This window comes from Sphingomonas sinipercae, assembly GCF_011302055.1.
Taxonomy (GTDB): domain Bacteria; phylum Pseudomonadota; class Alphaproteobacteria; order Sphingomonadales; family Sphingomonadaceae; genus Sphingomicrobium; species Sphingomicrobium sinipercae.
This window is the reverse complement of the sequence record NZ_CP049871.1, coordinates 232,003-246,588: the sequence shown is the minus strand read 5'-3', so window position 1 is coordinate 246,588 and position 14,586 is coordinate 232,003. Positions and strand designations below refer to the sequence as shown.

18 protein-coding genes are annotated in these 14,586 nt (G+C 66.4%); 10 read left to right on the top strand and 8 right to left on the bottom strand.

Translation table 11 applies throughout. The annotated features are described in order from the left end of the window. Positions 1 to 30 precede the first annotated feature (30 nt). The 6 genes from mnmE to hemE all read right to left on the bottom strand — a co-directional run bounded on the left by mnmE (position 31) and on the right by hemE (position 5,680). Positions 31 to 1,305, bottom strand: a complete 1,275-nt coding sequence (mnmE, locus tag G7078_RS01305; protein ID WP_166092211.1) for a tRNA uridine-5-carboxymethylaminomethyl(34) synthesis GTPase MnmE — start codon at positions 1,303 to 1,305, stop codon at positions 31 to 33. Positions 1,306 to 1,315: 10 nt separating this feature from the next. Then, entirely contained in the window at positions 1,316 to 1,978 is a 663-nt protein-coding gene (locus G7078_RS01300) for a YjbE family putative metal transport protein (RefSeq protein WP_166096017.1), read from the bottom strand. An 81-nt stretch (positions 1,979 to 2,059) separates the two neighbouring features. Then, a complete protein-coding gene (locus tag G7078_RS01295; protein ID WP_166092209.1) occupies positions 2,060 to 2,725 on the bottom strand; it encodes a YjbE family putative metal transport protein in 666 nt (221 codons plus the stop codon). Positions 2,726 to 2,748: 23 nt separating this feature from the next. Then, positions 2,749 to 4,005, bottom strand: coding sequence for a transcription termination factor Rho (gene rho / locus G7078_RS01290; RefSeq protein WP_166092206.1), 1,257 nt, complete (start codon positions 4,003 to 4,005; stop codon positions 2,749 to 2,751). Between the two features lie 164 nt (positions 4,006 to 4,169). Continuing rightward, a complete protein-coding gene (locus tag G7078_RS01285) occupies positions 4,170 to 4,622 on the bottom strand; it encodes a CopD family protein (protein ID WP_166092203.1) in 453 nt (150 codons plus the stop codon). Beyond that, complete coding sequence (hemE, locus tag G7078_RS01280; RefSeq protein WP_425505253.1) at positions 4,619 to 5,680, bottom strand: uroporphyrinogen decarboxylase; 1,062 nt, start codon at positions 5,678 to 5,680, stop codon at positions 4,619 to 4,621. Before hemE ends, G7078_RS01285 begins: the two co-directional genes overlap by 4 nt. Before the next feature lie 287 nt (positions 5,681 to 5,967). Between hemE and G7078_RS01275 the strand changes: the two genes are divergently transcribed. The 8 genes from G7078_RS01275 (at position 5,968) to G7078_RS01240 (ending at position 10,689) form a co-directional block, all read left to right on the top strand. Next, positions 5,968 to 6,561, top strand: coding sequence for a Maf family protein (locus G7078_RS01275; RefSeq protein WP_281346914.1), 594 nt, complete (start codon positions 5,968 to 5,970; stop codon positions 6,559 to 6,561). Beyond that, entirely contained in the window at positions 6,558 to 7,151 is a 594-nt protein-coding gene (gene coaE / locus G7078_RS01270) for a dephospho-CoA kinase (protein ID WP_166092201.1), read from the top strand. The genes G7078_RS01275 and coaE overlap by 4 nt, the downstream gene beginning before the upstream one ends. Before the next feature lie 8 nt (positions 7,152 to 7,159). Beyond that, positions 7,160 to 7,858, top strand: coding sequence for a DNA polymerase III subunit epsilon (dnaQ, locus tag G7078_RS01265; protein ID WP_166092198.1), 699 nt, complete (start codon positions 7,160 to 7,162; stop codon positions 7,856 to 7,858). A gap of 56 nt (positions 7,859 to 7,914) precedes the next feature. Then, positions 7,915 to 8,481, top strand: coding sequence for a ribosome hibernation promotion factor (locus tag G7078_RS01260; RefSeq protein WP_166092196.1), 567 nt, complete (start codon positions 7,915 to 7,917; stop codon positions 8,479 to 8,481). A gap of 52 nt (positions 8,482 to 8,533) precedes the next feature. Further along, positions 8,534 to 8,998, top strand: coding sequence for a PTS sugar transporter subunit IIA (locus G7078_RS01255; protein ID WP_166092194.1), 465 nt, complete (start codon positions 8,534 to 8,536; stop codon positions 8,996 to 8,998). A gap of 9 nt (positions 8,999 to 9,007) precedes the next feature. Then, positions 9,008 to 9,349: a DUF1491 family protein gene (locus G7078_RS01250; protein ID WP_166092192.1), complete on the top strand. Its 342-nt coding sequence runs from the start codon at positions 9,008 to 9,010 to the stop codon at positions 9,347 to 9,349. 211 nt (positions 9,350 to 9,560) lie between these two features. Further along, positions 9,561 to 10,151, top strand: a complete 591-nt coding sequence (locus G7078_RS01245) for a cell wall hydrolase (RefSeq protein ID WP_246166399.1) — start codon at positions 9,561 to 9,563, stop codon at positions 10,149 to 10,151. 52 nt (positions 10,152 to 10,203) lie between these two features. Next, positions 10,204 to 10,689, top strand: coding sequence for an MmcB family DNA repair protein (locus G7078_RS01240; RefSeq protein WP_166092187.1), 486 nt, complete (start codon positions 10,204 to 10,206; stop codon positions 10,687 to 10,689). On the opposite strand, the gene G7078_RS01235 is transcribed toward G7078_RS01240, so the two are convergent. Continuing rightward, on the bottom strand, positions 10,686 to 11,264 hold the full coding sequence (locus G7078_RS01235; RefSeq protein ID WP_166092186.1) for an ankyrin repeat domain-containing protein: 579 nt from the start codon (positions 11,262 to 11,264) through the stop codon (positions 10,686 to 10,688). The genes G7078_RS01240 and G7078_RS01235 overlap by 4 nt on opposite strands. A gap of 58 nt (positions 11,265 to 11,322) precedes the next feature. On the opposite strand from G7078_RS01235, the gene G7078_RS01230 reads away from it, so the two are divergent. Beyond that, complete coding sequence (locus tag G7078_RS01230; protein WP_166092183.1) at positions 11,323 to 11,769, top strand: YcgN family cysteine cluster protein; 447 nt, start codon at positions 11,323 to 11,325, stop codon at positions 11,767 to 11,769. Continuing rightward, positions 11,738 to 12,466, top strand: a complete 729-nt coding sequence (locus G7078_RS01225) for a M48 family metallopeptidase (protein ID WP_166092181.1) — start codon at positions 11,738 to 11,740, stop codon at positions 12,464 to 12,466. The genes G7078_RS01230 and G7078_RS01225 overlap by 32 nt, the downstream gene beginning before the upstream one ends. On the opposite strand, the gene G7078_RS01220 is transcribed toward G7078_RS01225, so the two are convergent. Next, positions 12,416 to 14,542, bottom strand: a complete 2,127-nt coding sequence (locus G7078_RS01220; RefSeq protein ID WP_166092178.1) for a transglycosylase domain-containing protein — start codon at positions 14,540 to 14,542, stop codon at positions 12,416 to 12,418. The genes G7078_RS01225 and G7078_RS01220 overlap by 51 nt on opposite strands. Positions 14,543 to 14,586: the final 44 nt, after the last annotated feature.

Sequence of the window (14,586 nt, the reverse complement as noted above, 5' to 3'; positions counted from 1 at the left end):
GTGTTCCACGTGAAACATCACGGGCATCTGCTATTTCCCAAGGCAGAAGCGACCGAACAAGGCGTCGAGCATGTCTTCAACCCCGGCGCGACCGGTCAAGCGATCAAACGCCGACCGGGCCGAGCGAAGACAGTTCGCCACCACCGCCGAGTCGCTCGTGCCCTCAAGCAAGGCAAGGTCATCACGCGCCGCGGCCAGGCACGCCCGCTGACGGCGATTGAGCGCGACCTCGCCCTCGCCGGGCAGCATTTGACGGGCGATTTGCGTCACTTGGACAAGCAACTCGGAAATTCCCTCGCCAGTGACGGAGGAGACGGCGAGGGATCCAGCGGGTGCGCGCCGGCGGTCCGGGAGATCGGCGCGGGCGTGGACGTTGAGGCGCCGAGGATGTGCCGGGGCGTCCGCAACTTCGCCCAGCCAAAGAAGAATGTCCGCGGCATCGACCAGCCGGTGGGCTCGTGCAACCCCGATCCCCTCCACCCCTTCGGCTTCGCGGATGCCGGCGGTGTCGGTCAGCCGCAGCGGCACCCCGTCGAGCGCCATCGCCACTTCGATATGGTCACGGGTCGTGCCCGGGGAATCGCTAACAATCGCCCGCTCGGAACCGACTATCACATTGAGAAGGCTGGACTTTCCAGCATTTGGTGGGCCGGCGATAACGACCAAGACGCCGTCCCGCAGCGGCTCGGCAGTGGCCCGGGCAAGCCATGCGTCAAGCTCACCAACGAGCGCTTGCGCGTCGGCCGCGATTGCCGGGTCCGCATCGACGCTATCCTCATCGACATAATCGATTGCCGCTTCGGCGCGAGCCGAAAGCTGCAGCAGCCGCGCCTGCCATGCCTCGATCTGGCGGCTGAGATGACCGTCGGCGAGAAGCAGCGCGGCGCGGCGCTGGCTCTGAGTCTCGGCTTCGAGGAGGTCGGCCAGGCCTTCGGCGGCGGTGAGGTCGATCCTGCCATTCTCGAACGCTCGCCGCGTGAACTCGCCGGGACGGGCTTCGCGCAGGTCGTCGTGCCGAGCGAGTGCGCCCAGGACGACGTCGACGACCGCCCGGCCGCCGTGGCAGTGAAGCTCGACCAGATCCTCGCCCGTCGCGCTTGCCGGGCCATCGAAGCGCAGGAGCAGCGCTTCATCGAGCAGCTCGCCGTCGTCGCCGCGCAGCTCGCGGACCGCGGCGTGGCGGGCGGGCGGCAGCTCCCCGGCCAGCCTTGCCGCACTGGCATGGGCGCTCGGCCCGCTGATCCTGATGACCGCGATGGCCGCCGGCGGACGACCGCTCGACAGCGCGAAGATCGTGTCGTGCACCGCCTCCGCGTCAGCCGAACAGCCGGCCAACCCCGACATCGGGATGGACCCAGCCGTCGTAGATCATCTTGAACGCGACGTAGACGATGACGACCAGCCCGACGTAGGCGATCCAGCGGTAGCGCTCGATATATTTGGCGATGACATTCGCCGCGAGGCCCATCAGCGCGACCGCGATCACCAGGCCGACGATGAGGATGCCGGGGTGGTCGCGCGCGGCCCCCGCCACGGCAAGGACGTTGTCGAGGCTCATGCTGACATCGGCGATGGCGACGGCCCAGACGGCGGCGGCAAAGCTCTTGGCGGGCTTGAGGCCCGAATGTTCGTCGCCGGCGATTTCGTCGGAGCCCGGGGATTCACCGGCGTGGCGAAGCTCCCGCCACATGCGCCACGCCACCCACAGCAGCAGTAGGCCGCCGACCAGGATCAGCCCGATGATCTGCAGCAACTGGGTCACCACGAGCGCGAAGAGCACCCGGAGCACCAATGCCGCCATGACGCCAATCAGGATGACTTTGCGGCGCTGCTCCATCGTCAGGCCCGCGGCCAGGGCGCCGACCACGATCGCATTGTCGCCGGCCAGCACCAGGTCGATCATCAGGACCTGGAGGAAAGCGGCGAAGGCCGCCGGCTCGGTGATGTTGGAGAAATCGTGGACGATCGCGTCCCACATGCCTGCGCTCGCAGGGGCGGCGGCAAGCGTCGTCAGCAAAGTCTCAAGCACCGGCGTTCCTTTGTCGTCTCCGGCAAGGCGCTAGCCGACTCCGACCACCTGCCTCAAGCCCAACACATGCTCTCCGCCGACCCAGCCTTCGTAAATCATCGTCGCAGCGACGTAGAGGATGACGACCAGGCCGATGTAATTGATCCAGTGATAGCGCTGGATCAGCCGGGCGACGTAATTGGCGGCAAAGCCCATGAACAGCACCGAGAAGGTCAGGCCGATGATCAGCAGCGCCGGATTCTCGCGGGCGATGGACGCGACGAGCAGGACGTTGTCGAGGCTCATGCTGAGGTCGGCAATGGCGATCTGCACCGCCGCCTGGAGGAAGGTCTTGGTGCGCGGCGGGCCTTCGACCGCTTCGGTGTCGGGATCGTCGCAAACGACCGCCTGCGTGGGGTGAAGTTCCTTGAACAGATTGTAGGCGACCCACAGCAAAAGCAGGCCGCCGGCGAACACCAGGCCGGTAATCTTGAGCAGCTGCGTCGCCATCACGGCGAAGGTGATCAGGAAGGCCAGCGCCATGCCAACGCCAAGCATCAGCACCCGGCGGCGATCCTTTTCCGGAAGGCCGGAGGCGAGCGATCCCATGATGACGACATTGTCGCCGGCCATCGTCAGGTCGCCGACGACGATCTGGCCAAGCTTGACCATCCCGCCGGCGGTGAAGACGCTGGAAAAGCTGAGCCCGGAGATCATGGGCGCTTAACGGCGCACCGCCGCTACTGGTTCATCGAGGCGAAGAAGTCCTCGTTGGACTTGGCGTCCTTCATCTTGTCGAGCAGGAACTGCATCGCGTCGACGGTGCCCATCTGCATCAGGATTCGGCGCAGCACCCACATCTTGGTCAGCGTGCCCTGGTCGACCAGCAATTCTTCCTTGCGGGTGCCGGACTTGCCGACGTCGAGCGACGGGAAGATGCGCTTGTCGGAGACCTTGCGATCGAGCACGATTTCGCTGTTACCGGTGCCCTTGAACTCTTCGAAGATGACCTCGTCCATCTTGGAGCCGGTATCGATCAGCGCGGTGGCGATGATCGACAGCGAACCGCCTTCCTCGATGTTGCGGGCGGCGCCGAAGAAGCGCTTCGGGCGCTGGAGCGCGTTGGCATCGACACCGCCAGTCAGCACCTTGCCGGAGCTTGGCACGACCGTGTTGTAGGCGCGGCCGAGGCGGGTGATGGAGTCGAGCAGGATAACGACATCCTTCTTGTGCTCGACCAGGCGCTTGGCCTTTTCGATCACCATTTCCGCGACCTGGACGTGGCGCTGGGCCGGCTCGTCGAAGGTCGAGCTGACGACCTCGCCGTGGACCGAGCGCTGCATGTCGGTGACTTCCTCGGGCCGCTCGTCGATCAGCAGAACGATCAGGAAAACTTCCGGATTATTGTCGGTGATCGCGCGCGCGATGTTCTGCAGCAGGACGGTCTTGCCGGTGCGCGGCGGCGCGACGATCAGCGCGCGCTGGCCCTTGCCGAGCGGAGCGACGATGTCGATCACCCGCGCCGACTTGTCCTTGATCGTCGGATCGAGCGTGTCGAGCTTGAGCTTCTGGTCCGGATAAAGCGGCGTCAAATTGTCGAAGTTGACGCGATGCCGGACCTGCTCCGGATCGTCGAAATTGATGGTCGTGACCCGGGTCAGCGCGAAATAGCGCTCCCCGTCCTTGGGCGCGCGGATTTCGCCTTCGACCGTATCGCCGGTGCGCAGGCCAAAGCGGCGGACGACCGAGGGCGCGACGTAAATGTCGTCGGGCCCGGCGAGGTAGTTCGCCTCGGGCGAGCGAAGGAAGCCGAAGCCGTCGTTGAGGACTTCGATCGTGCCGTTGCCGTTGATCTGCGCGCCATCTTCCGCCTCGACCTTCAGGATCGAGAACATGATGTCCTGCTTGCGCATGGTCGATGCGCCTTCGATGCCGAGCTCTTCGGCCATGGTGACCAGCTCGGCCGGCGATTTCAGTTTAAGGTCTTTAAGATGCATTGGGATTCGCTCTTCGGGCGGGATTTGGGCTTCATTCGGAAAGCAAGCGCGGCAGGACGCCGCGGCGAAAGGTGATCGGCCGCGGCGGCAGAAAGGCACTGGCCGTGCAGCGGTAAGGGCGAGTTAGGCAGCCCCCGTTGCCGAGTCAACGGCGGAGAGCGGCGCTAGAAGGGCCGGACGATGACCAGGACTACGATAATCGCGGCGGCAATGCCGGGGATTTCGTTCATGATGCGAAGGGTCTTTTGGTCGACCGGGCGTTTCCCCTGCGCCAGCCGCTTGCCGTAATAGCCGAGCCAGCCCTGGTAGCCCGAAAGCCCGACGACCAACGCCAGCTTGGCGTGGAACCAGGCCTGGCTGAACGCGGCGACGTGGAAAGCCAGCAGCAGGCCAAGCACCCAGACGACGATCATCGCCGGGTTGAGGATGATCGCGCGGACCCGGCGTTCGCGTTCGATCCACGCGCGGTCTTCGGCGGAGCCGGCCGGCGTTTCGTGATGGTAGACGTAGAAGCGCGGCAGCAGCAGCAAGCCCGCCATCCAGTAAATGACGAACGTGACGTGCGCGGCCTTCACCCACGGGTAGGCCACGCCCAGGAAACCGGTCAGTTCGTTCATCGCCGCCCCTTCACCAGCGCCGCCAGCTGCTCGACATGCGCGATCGGCGTGTCCTGCAGGATCCCGTGGCCCAGGTTGAAGATGTGCGGCCGTCCGGCGAAGGCGTCAATGATCCTGCGCACCGCTGCTTCCAGGGTCGCACCGCCGGCGATCAGCGCCAGGGGGTCGAGATTGCCCTGGACCGGCAGCGACGCCGGCAGTTCGCGGTCGGCCCAGGCCGGGTCGACCGTCTCGTCGATGCCGACGGCGGCGACCCCGGTTTCGCGGGCGTAGGCCGCAAGCTTGCCGCCGGCGCCCTTGGGAAAGCCGATGACCGGAATGTCCGGATGCTCTTCGCCGAGCCGCCGGACCAGCCGCTGCGTCGGGGCGATGACCCAGCGCTCGAACTCCGCCGGGGCGAGACTCCCGCTCCAGCTGTCGAACAGTTGCACCGCTTCGACGCCCGCTTCGATCTGGCCGCACAGATATTGGAACGTCACGCGCTCGATGCGCTCGATGATCGCCGCGAACCGCTCCGGGTCCTTGTAGGCGAGGCGGCGAGTTTCGGCCTGTTCCCGGCTTCCCTGCCCGGCGACCATGTAGGTGGCGACGGTCCAGGGCGCGCCGGCAAAGCCGATCAACGTCGTTTCGGGCGCCAGCCGAGCCTTCACCTTGCGCACCGTCTCGTAGATCGGTTCGAGCCGGGTGAGGAACGGGGTGAGGTCGTCGAGGTCCGCGGCCTCCAGCGTCGGGCTGAGCCGCGGCCCTTCGCCGGCCACGAAGGTGAGATGCTGGCCGATCGCGAACGGGACGATCAGGATATCGGAAAACAGGATTGCGCCGTCGAACGGGAAGCGAGCGAGCGGCTGCAGAGTCACTTCAGCCGCGGCATCGGAATTATAGACGAGGTCGAGGAAGCTGCCCTTGTCCGCCCGCAATTCGCGATATTCGGGCAGGTAGCGACCGGCCTGGCGCATCAGCCACATCGGCGGCGGATCCAGCCGTTCACCAGCGAGCACCCTAAGCAAGGGCTTGGTCACCGCTTGCTCGACCGGACGATCTTCAAACGAAAGGGCCACCCCTCTCCTTCCCTATATAGATTCTTATAGAAAGATTGATGGAGGTAGTAGGCAGGCAGAAGCTGGGAAATAGGTGCAGCTTCCGGTTTTGCCAACAGCGCGGCGAAGTCCGCACCACAGGCGATGCCGCGAGTCGCCGCCGGCTTCCCCCGCGATTCACAGGGTGGGGATGAAATGGTCCGCCCGTGGATGGAATGTCGAATTAGCCGGACTCGGATGAGGGCGAACCGCGCGTTGAGACCGCCCCCATCCTCGCGCTACAAGCACAGCCCCGCTTTTCCACAGGGTTGTTCGATTTGCCGCTGATCCTCGCTTCAACCAGCCCGATCCGGCAGCAAATGCTGGCGCAGGCCGGAGTCAGCTTCCTGAGCCAGGCGGCGGCCATCGACGAAGCGGTCGAAAAGGCCGCGCATCGCGGCGACCCGTCGCTGCTGGCCGAGCATCTGGCGGGCCTGAAAGCCCAATCGGTGAGCGTGGAGCGGCCGGACGATTGGGTGGCCGGCAGCGATTCGGTGGTGACCGTCGCCGGGCGCCGCTTCGACAAGGCCGCGGACCGCGAGCAGGCCGCCGACCATCTGCGTTTCTTTTCCGGCAAGGCGCTGAAGCTCACCAGCGCAGTGGCGCTGGCCCGGGGCGGGCAGATCGACTGGAGCGTGGCCGATGTCGCGCGGTTGCAGGTGCGCACCCTTTCCGATGCGTTCATCGAGGACTATCTCGACGCCGAGTGGCCGGAAGTCGCTTATTGCGTCGGCGTGTTCCGGCTTGAAGGGCCGGGCGTGCAATTGTTCGAAAGCATCGAAGGCAGCTATTTTACCGTCCTTGGAATGCCGCTGCTGCCGCTGCTCGGCGCGCTTCGGGACCGCGGAGTCATGCAGGCATGATCACCATTGCGCTCACCGGGTCGATCGGGATGGGCAAGTCCACCGTCGCGCAGATGTTCGAACAAGCGGGGATTCCTGTGTTCGACGCCGACGCGGTCGTCCGCCGGCTCCAGGGTGCGGGCGGCGCACTGGTCGAAAAGATCGAGGCGCGCTTTCCCGGCAGCACGCGCGACGGGGCGGTCGACCGCGACGCCTTGTCGGCCAAGGTGCTCGGCCATCCGGATGAGCTCGCCGCCCTGGAAGCGATCGTCCATCCGGCGGTCCATCACGAGCGCACCCGCTTCATCGTCGAGAATGGCGATGCGCAGGCGCTGTTGTTCGACATCCCCCTACTGTTCGAAACGCATGGGGAGACCGCCTTCGACAAGGTCGTGGTCGTGTCGGCGCCCGCCGAGGTCCAGCAACAGCGGGTGCTTGGCCGGCCGGGGATGACCCAGGACAGGCTGGACGCGATCCTTGCCCGGCAGGTGCCCGACGCGCAGAAGCGCGCGCAGGCCGATTTCGTGGTCGATACCGGCGGCGACCTATCCACAACCAAAGCCCAGGTGCGCGACATTCTCGCTTGTCTGGGACTCGCGGCAGGGGGATAATCGCGGCCGTGCGGGAAATCGTATTCGATACAGAGACTACCGGGCTCAGCCCGGCCGACGGCGACCGCATGGTCGAAATCGGCTGCGTCGAGATTTTCAATCGGGTCGAGACCGGTCGCCACTTCCATGCCTATTTCAATCCCGAGCGGACGATGCCGTTCGGGGCGCAGGCGGTCCACGGGCTCAGCGACGTCTTCCTGTCGGACAAGCCGCGCTTTTCGGAGCGGGTTCAGGAGCTGCTCGACTTCATCGAAGATGCGCCGCTGGTCGCCCACAACGCCGGCTTCGACTTCAGCTTCCTCAACTGGGAGCTGAACCTGTGCGGGCGCGACCCGGTCTGCACCACCCGGATGGTCGATACACTGGCGATCGCCCGGACGCGGCATCCCGGCGCCAAGCACAGCCTGGACGCCCTGTGCATGCGCTTCGGCGTCGATCGCAGCCAGCGCATCAAGCATGGCGCCTTGCTCGACGCGCAGCTGCTGACGCAGGTATATATCGAACTGACCGGCGGCCGTCAGATCGGCCTGGGTCTGGTCGCGGAAACAGAAGTCACGGACAATGCCGGGGCCATCGGCACCGTCACGGTGCGCGAGCCGCGGATTCCGCGGCCGCATTTTGCGGCGGTTGAGGAGCTTGAGCGCCATCGTGCGTTTATGGCCAAGCTGACCGACCCGTTGTGGGCACGGTTCGCCGGAGCAAGTTGACGGGCCGTTTGACGCGGCCCTAAGCGCGGCCGAAGTCGAAAAAAGGGAGCCTGCTCGTGGACGTCCATGTCGCTGACCATCAAGTTGAAACCGGCGACTCGCTGAAAGAGCAGGCAATCGCTCGAGTCGAGGAAATGACCGAGAAATATGCCGCCCGCTCGGTCGGCGCCAACGTCACTTTCGGCAAGGGCCCGCAGAACGATTTCACCTGCGACATCGTCGCGCCGGTCGCGCAGGGCGTGGTGCTGAAAGCTGCACACCGCGCGCCGACGGCGGAAATCGCTTTCCAGGGCGCCGGAGACAAGATCGAGAAACAGCTGCGCCGCTACGCCCGCCGGCTCAAGGAGCATCGCTCGAACGGGGCCGCTCCGCCAATGGTCGATTCGAACGCCGGCTATACGGTGTTCGCCGGCTCGGGCGACGAGCAGGAAGCGCCCGACAATCCCACCATCGTCGCCGAGACCCGGGTCGATATCCCGCGTTCCAGCGTGGCCGATGCGGTGATGTTGATGGACCTGCGCAACACCACCGCGCTCATGTTCCGCAATTCGAACAGCGGCGAGTTCAACCTGGTGTATCGCCGCGACGACGGGAACATCGGCTGGGTCGAGCCGCAGGGCTGACCCTATTGCAACCGGCGCCGCGGCCAACGCGGCCGCACCATCAAGGCCTGCCATGCAGCTGACCGAGTTCCTCGATTTCGAAGCCATCAAGCCGGCGCTGTCGGCGGGCAACAAGCGCCAGCTGCTGCAGCAGCTGGCGAGCCTTGCGGCGAGTCGGCTGGACGCCAAGTCGGCGGCGATCCTCAGCAGCCTGACCGAGCGCGAGAAGCTCGGCTCGACCGGCTTTGGGCAGGGCGTCGCCATTCCGCACGGCAAGGTCGAAGGGCTCAACCGCATTTACTGCCTGGTTGCGCGGCTGTCGGAGCCGATCCGTTACGACGCGATCGACGGCGCGCCCGTCGACCTGGTGTTCCTGCTGCTGTCACCGCCGGACGCGGGCGCGGAGCACCTGAAGGCGTTGGCGGCCGTCAGCCGCGTGGTCCGGCACGGGCCGACGCTCGAGAAGATGCGCGGCGCGCGAAGCCGCGATGCGCTGGCCGCGGTGCTGATGGGGGCCGACGAGCGGGATGCGGCTTAGCCCCCGCCGATGAGCGAGCGCCTGCCAGCCGGGCTGGAAGCGTCGGCACTGCTTCGGCTGGCCGAGGCACAGGGCGGTTTCGGGACGATCCTTCGCAAGGGCGATGAAGAGCGCGGCGCGCTGTTGCTGGTCGTCACTCGCCGCGGCGTCCACGTCGCCTGCCTGGAGCGCGCGTTAGCGGCGAACGGCGGCTATGCCTGGCAGGCCGTTGGCCCGGCCGAATCGAGCAGCGCCGAGGATTTGGCCGATTTCCTGCAAAAGCGCACCCGCTTCGACGAAGATTTGTGGGTGATCGAACTGGATATCCCGCAGCCGGAACGATTCGTCGCTGAAACGACAGCGGCGAGTTGACGCGAGCGGCCGCCCGCCGCCACAGGGGTGCAACAGCAAGAGCGGGGGGCACCCATCAGCCGGGTTTCGGCGGGCGCCACGCGAGTCGGGGAATACAACTCGGGGGCAAAAGGGACGTTCCGTCCTGGCCGCTCCGCTGAGGCGGTTCACCGCATGAATACCGGAAAATATGTCGATTTCGCTTCGTTGGGCGCTCATTGTAGCTGCTGCGTTGAACGCCAGCTCGGTTGCGCCGGCCCAGGTCGGGCCTAAGGTCGAGCCGCTTCTCGCCGTCAATTCGGTCGTTGTCCCGACGACCGTAGTCCCGACGCCGATCGAAGTCGTGCCTGCCGATCCCGCCACGGAAGTAGAAACGACGATCCCGACCCCGACTCCGACGGTTAATCCGAAGGCCGACCTGGCGACCCTGGTTGCCGACCTTCGCAGTTCCGACCCGGGCAGCCGCGAGCTGGAATGCCTGGCCGCCGGCATCTATTTCGAATCCAAGAGCGAACCCCTGGCCGGCCAGCTGGCCGTTGGCGAAGTCATCGCCAATCGCGCCAGCAGCGGCCGCTTCGCCAAGACCTATTGCGGCGTGCTCACCCAGCGCGGCCAATTCTCCTTCGTTCGCGGCGGTCGCTGGCCGGCGGTCGCGAAGAGCGGGCGGCAATGGCAGACAGCGGTCGCCATCGCCAAGATCGTCGACCAGGATCTCAAGGATTCGGCCGCCGGCAACGCCTTGTTCTTCCACGCCAAGCGGGTCAGCCCGGGCTGGCGCCTGAAGCGCGTCGCCTCGATCGGCAATCACGTCTTTTACCGCTAGGGCTCGCTTCCGGCCGCTTTCGGCCGGTCCCCTTATGTTCTAGGCAGGCGCGGTGGATATCGTGCTCGATTCGCCGTGCTTTGCCGACGCCCCGCCAATCGCGGCGGAGGTCGCGCGCGGCGTGACCCGGCTATTCTGCAGGCAGGACCTGTTCGCCATTTGCGAAGTGCCGCTGCCCAACGGGCGCCGCGCCGACATGATGGCGATCGATGCCAAGGGGTGCCTGACCATCGTCGAGATCAAGGTCGCCAAGGCCGACCTGGTCGGCGACTGCAAGTGGCTCGATTATCTCGATTATTGCGACCATTTCTTCTGGGCGGTGCCGCCCGGCCTGTCGCACTTCCTGGAGGAAGAGCGCTTCCTGCCGTCGGAAGCGGGCCTGATCGTCGCCGACCGCTACGATGCGGCGATGGTGCGCGCGGCCTCGCCCCGGCCGCTGTCGCCGGCCCGGCGCAAGGCGGAAGTCCTGCGTTTCGCCCGGCGCGCGGCGCGGCGGCTGTCGCAACAGATCGACCCGACGCTGGGCGCCGGAAATTAGGGCCTGGGCGGCGGCTTCTTCGCTTCGATCAGCTTGATGATGTCGCGCGAACGCGTGTCCTGAAGCGCGTAATCGCGGGCCGAATAGCCGGCGAAGCTGTCGTTCTTGTCGGGATCGGCACCGCTGCCGAGCAGCAGCTTCACGATCGCCGGCTGCTTGCGCTGCACCGCCACGATCAGCGCGGTCTCGCCCCGCTTGTTGGTCGCGTCGACCTTCGCCCCTTTTTCCAGGAGCAACATGGCCCCGTCCTCGAAACCGGCGCGTGCGGCGGCGATCAACGGCCGGTCTCCATCCTCGCCGGTGAAGTTCGGATCGGCGCCGCGCGACAGCAGGAACGCCGTCCATTCGGGGTCGCGCTCGCCGATGGCGGCGATCAGCGCGGTCTGCCCCTTGTCGCCGCGGGCATCGATCAGCCCCGGATTCTCGCGGAGCATGTCCATCGCATTGGCATTGTCCTGCTCGCGCACTGCCTTCACGAACGAGTCGGCATTGGCCTGGCCGGCCTTCTGCGCCAATGCGCCCGCGCTGCTGCCCACCAGGACCAAAGCGGCCGCGGCGGCTTCCCACCACTTCATCGTCGACTGCCCTCCCAACTTGATCGGGAGTCGATAGCAGAGCATTGCAGCGCTTGTCATGAACGTCGTGAAGTCCTCGAAACCCTTTTGGGAGAAGCCGTTAGCGCAGCTCGACCGCGGCGAGTGGGAGGCTTTGTGCGATAGCTGCGGGCGCTGCTGCCTGCACAAGCTCGAGGATGAGGAAACCGGCGAGCTGTTCGCGACCAACGTCGCCTGCACGCTGCTCGATCGGCGTCACGGCCGCTGCTCCGACTATCGCAACCGCAAGCGGCGAGTCTCCGACTGCGTCATCCTCGACCGCAACAAGCTGGGCACGCTGGACTGGCTGCCGGACACCTGCGCCTATCGGCTGCGGGCCGAGGACAAGCCGCTTCCGCAATGGCATTACCTGATCTCCGGCGACCGCGAGACGGTACACGAGGCCGGCCAGTCGACGCGCGGCTGGACGGTCAGCGAGGACGATGCGGGCGAGCTTGAATATCATATGGTCGACCGTGGCCTCTGAACGGCTCGAACGGCACCCGGACCTGCCGGCGCCGATCCTGCTTTCCCCGCTGCGAAGCGCCCGCCGGATGCGCCTTCGCTACGACGCTGCAAGGCATTTGCTCAAAGTCACCTATCCGCGCGGATTGTCGCGCCGGGCGGTGTTGAGCTGGGCAACCGGGCATCGCGACTGGATCGACCGGCAGATCACCGAAGCGCCCGCGGCCGAACCGTTCGCTCCGGGCGCGACCATTCCCATCGATGGGGCCGATGTCCTTCTGGTGCAGGTTGAAGGGGCCGGCCGTTCACCGCTGCTCGCCGAAGGCCGGCTGGTCGTCGGCGGGCCAGCCAGCGCCTTTCCCGGCCGCATCGAGCGCTTCCTGAAGCGGCTGGCGCTGGAGACGTTGTCGCGGGAAACGGCGGAGGTCGCCGCACGCGCCGGGATCGCGCCCGCGTCGGTCGGGATCGGCGATGCGGCGACCCGCTGGGGAAGCTGCAGCAGCGCGCGCCGGATTCGCTATAGCTGGCGGCTAATCCTGGCGCCGGCCGAGGCGCGCCAGTTCGTCGTCGCCCATGAAGTGGCCCACCTGATCGAGCTCAATCACGGACCGAAGTTCAAGCAGGTCGAGCGCGACCTGTTCGGCGGCGACGTTGCCGAAGCGCGGGCCTTATTGCGCGCCTGGGGGCCGCGGCTGAAGGGGATCGGCCGGCGGGGCTGACCGCGGCTGCTGTTGTCCCGGGCCGGGCGGCGGCGGCAGCGTTTGCGGCAGGCGCTGCGGCTGCGGCTGCGGAGCTGGCGCGAATGGGTCGCGGAACGGCGGACTGGATCCGCTGTCGCCCGGGTCGCCTTCGTAAACCGGCGGCTGTTGCTGCGCCCCGCCGTTCGGATCGTCCACGAAGATCGGGTTGCCGTCGGCGTCGACCATCTGGCCCGCGCTCGGGTTGATATATTCGCCGTCCGGATACTGCTCGTCGGCGTCGAGGCCCCAGTCAGGCAGCGGCACCTGCGTTTCGAACGGCTGTACCGGCCGATTGGCGACGGCGACCGTCATATAGTCGTGGAATGCGCGGGCCGGCGCGGTCCCGCCCTGGAGCCCGGCCACCGCGCGGGCATTGTCGCGGCCCATCCATACGCCGGTGGTGAGCCCGCTTGAGAAGCCGATGAACCAGCCGTCCTTGTTGGAACTGGTGGTGCCGGTCTTGCCCGCCACCGGACGCCCGATCTGCGCCGCCCGACCGGTGCCGGACATCACCGCGGTTTGCAGCAGGTCGGTCATTTCTGCGGCGACCCAGGGGGCGACCAGGACGCGTTCCTCCTGCGCATCGTGGCGGTAGAGAACCTCGCCGTCGTTGGTCACGACCTTGGTGATGCCATAAGGCGTTACCCCCGCGCCGCGGTTGGCGACCGAAGCGAACGCCTGCGTCATTTCGATCAACCGGACGTCGCTCGTCCCCAGGACCATCGAGGGATAGGTCGAGATGGCCGTGGTGATGCCGAAGCGATGCGCCATGTCCGCGATGGTCGAGAAGCCGACCTGTTCGCCGATCTGGGCGCTGATCGTGTTCAGCGACCGCGAAAACGCCTCGCGAAGGGTGACTTCGCCGGCATAGGACCGGCTGGAATTGCGCGGCTGCCAGCCGTTGATGTCGACCGGGCGATCGACCATCGTGTCGGTCGGCTTCATCCCGCTTTCAAGCGCGCTTAAGTAGACGAACAGCTTGAACGCGGAGCCCGCCTGCCGCTGGGCCTGGGTCGCGCGGTTGTAAATCGACTGGACGTAGTTGCGGCCGCCGATCATCGCACGGACGGCGCCGTCTCGGTCGAGCGAAACCAGGGCCCCCTGCGTTCCGGCGGGCGCGTTGGTGGCGATCGCGCGGTCGGCCGCGGCCTGCATGCGCGGATCGAGCGTCGTCCACACGTCGATCGGCTCGCTGGTTTCGTCGATCAGCGTATCAAGCTGCGGCAGCGCCCAATCGGTGAAGTAGCGGACGCTGTTTTCCTTGACGGTCGGCTGCACCCGAATCTTGGCCGGGTCGGCGCTGGCGGCGGCGCCGGCCGACACGAAGCCGTTTTCAACCATCGCGTCGAGCACGACCTGCGAACGGCTGCGCGCGGCCTCAACGTCCGCGGTTGGGGAGTAATTGGACGGCGCCTTGACCAGGCCGGCGATGATTGCCGCTTCGCCAAGCGACAGGTTTTCGGCGCCGTGGCCGAAGAAGCGGCGCGATGCTGCGTCGATGCCGTAGGCGCCGCCGCCGAAATAGACCCGGTTGAGATAGAGTTCGAGGATCTGGTCCTTCGAGAATTTGCGCTCGATGGCGAGCGCGAGCACTGCTTCCTTGATCTTGCGGCCGAAGTTGCGGCTGTTGGTCAGGAAGATGTTGCGGGCGAGTTGCTGGGTGATGGTCGAGCCGCCTTGCCGCCAGCGGCCGGATTCGAGCCGGACCTTGAACGAGCGAGCGATGCCGATCGGGTCGACGCCGAGGTGCGAGCGGAAGCGCTTGTCCTCGATCGCCACCATGGCCGAGCGCATCTCGCGCGGGATCTGGTCGTAGCTGAGCCAATTGCCGAAGCTTGGCCCGAGCGAGAGCAGGACCGAACCGTCGGCGCCGTGGACGCGGATCATCTGGCCGAGGTCGGAGCGTTTCGACAGCTGCTGGTAACTGGGCAGCGACGCGACCGCGACGGCGACCGCGACACCAAGCGCAAGCAGGCCAAGCAGGGTCGCATAGAGCAGGAGCTGGAACGCCGTTCGGATCGGGCGTCGGCCGGTTGCGGATGGGGATCGGGCCATGGACGTCCAAGCGATACGAAGCCCGGGGCGCTGCCGCAAGCGGG

What these genes read in the sequence shown, in the direction of transcription:
- coaE (WP_166092201.1), top strand. Translation starts at nt 6,558, where the DNA reads ATGATCACCATTGCGCTCACCGGGTCGATCGGGATGGGCAAGTCCACC.
- G7078_RS01295 (WP_166092209.1), bottom strand. Translation starts at nt 2,725, where the DNA reads ATGATCTCCGGGCTCAGCTTTTCCAGCGTCTTCACCGCCGGCGGGATG.
- G7078_RS01250 (WP_166092192.1), top strand. Translation starts at nt 9,008, where the DNA reads ATGAGCGAGCGCCTGCCAGCCGGGCTGGAAGCGTCGGCACTGCTTCGG.
- G7078_RS01235 (WP_166092186.1), bottom strand. Translation starts at nt 11,264, where the DNA reads ATGAAGTGGTGGGAAGCCGCCGCGGCCGCTTTGGTCCTGGTGGGCAGC.
- rho (WP_166092206.1), bottom strand. Translation starts at nt 4,005, where the DNA reads ATGCATCTTAAAGACCTTAAACTGAAATCGCCGGCCGAGCTGGTCACC.
- G7078_RS01285 (WP_166092203.1), bottom strand. Translation starts at nt 4,622, where the DNA reads ATGAACGAACTGACCGGTTTCCTGGGCGTGGCCTACCCGTGGGTGAAG.
- G7078_RS01300 (WP_166096017.1), bottom strand. Translation starts at nt 1,978, where the DNA reads ATGTGGGACGCGATCGTCCACGATTTCTCCAACATCACCGAGCCGGCG.
- G7078_RS01230 (WP_166092183.1), top strand. Translation starts at nt 11,323, where the DNA reads ATGAACGTCGTGAAGTCCTCGAAACCCTTTTGGGAGAAGCCGTTAGCG.
- G7078_RS01255 (WP_166092194.1), top strand. Translation starts at nt 8,534, where the DNA reads ATGCAGCTGACCGAGTTCCTCGATTTCGAAGCCATCAAGCCGGCGCTG.
- G7078_RS01220 (WP_166092178.1), bottom strand. Translation starts at nt 14,542, where the DNA reads ATGGCCCGATCCCCATCCGCAACCGGCCGACGCCCGATCCGAACGGCG.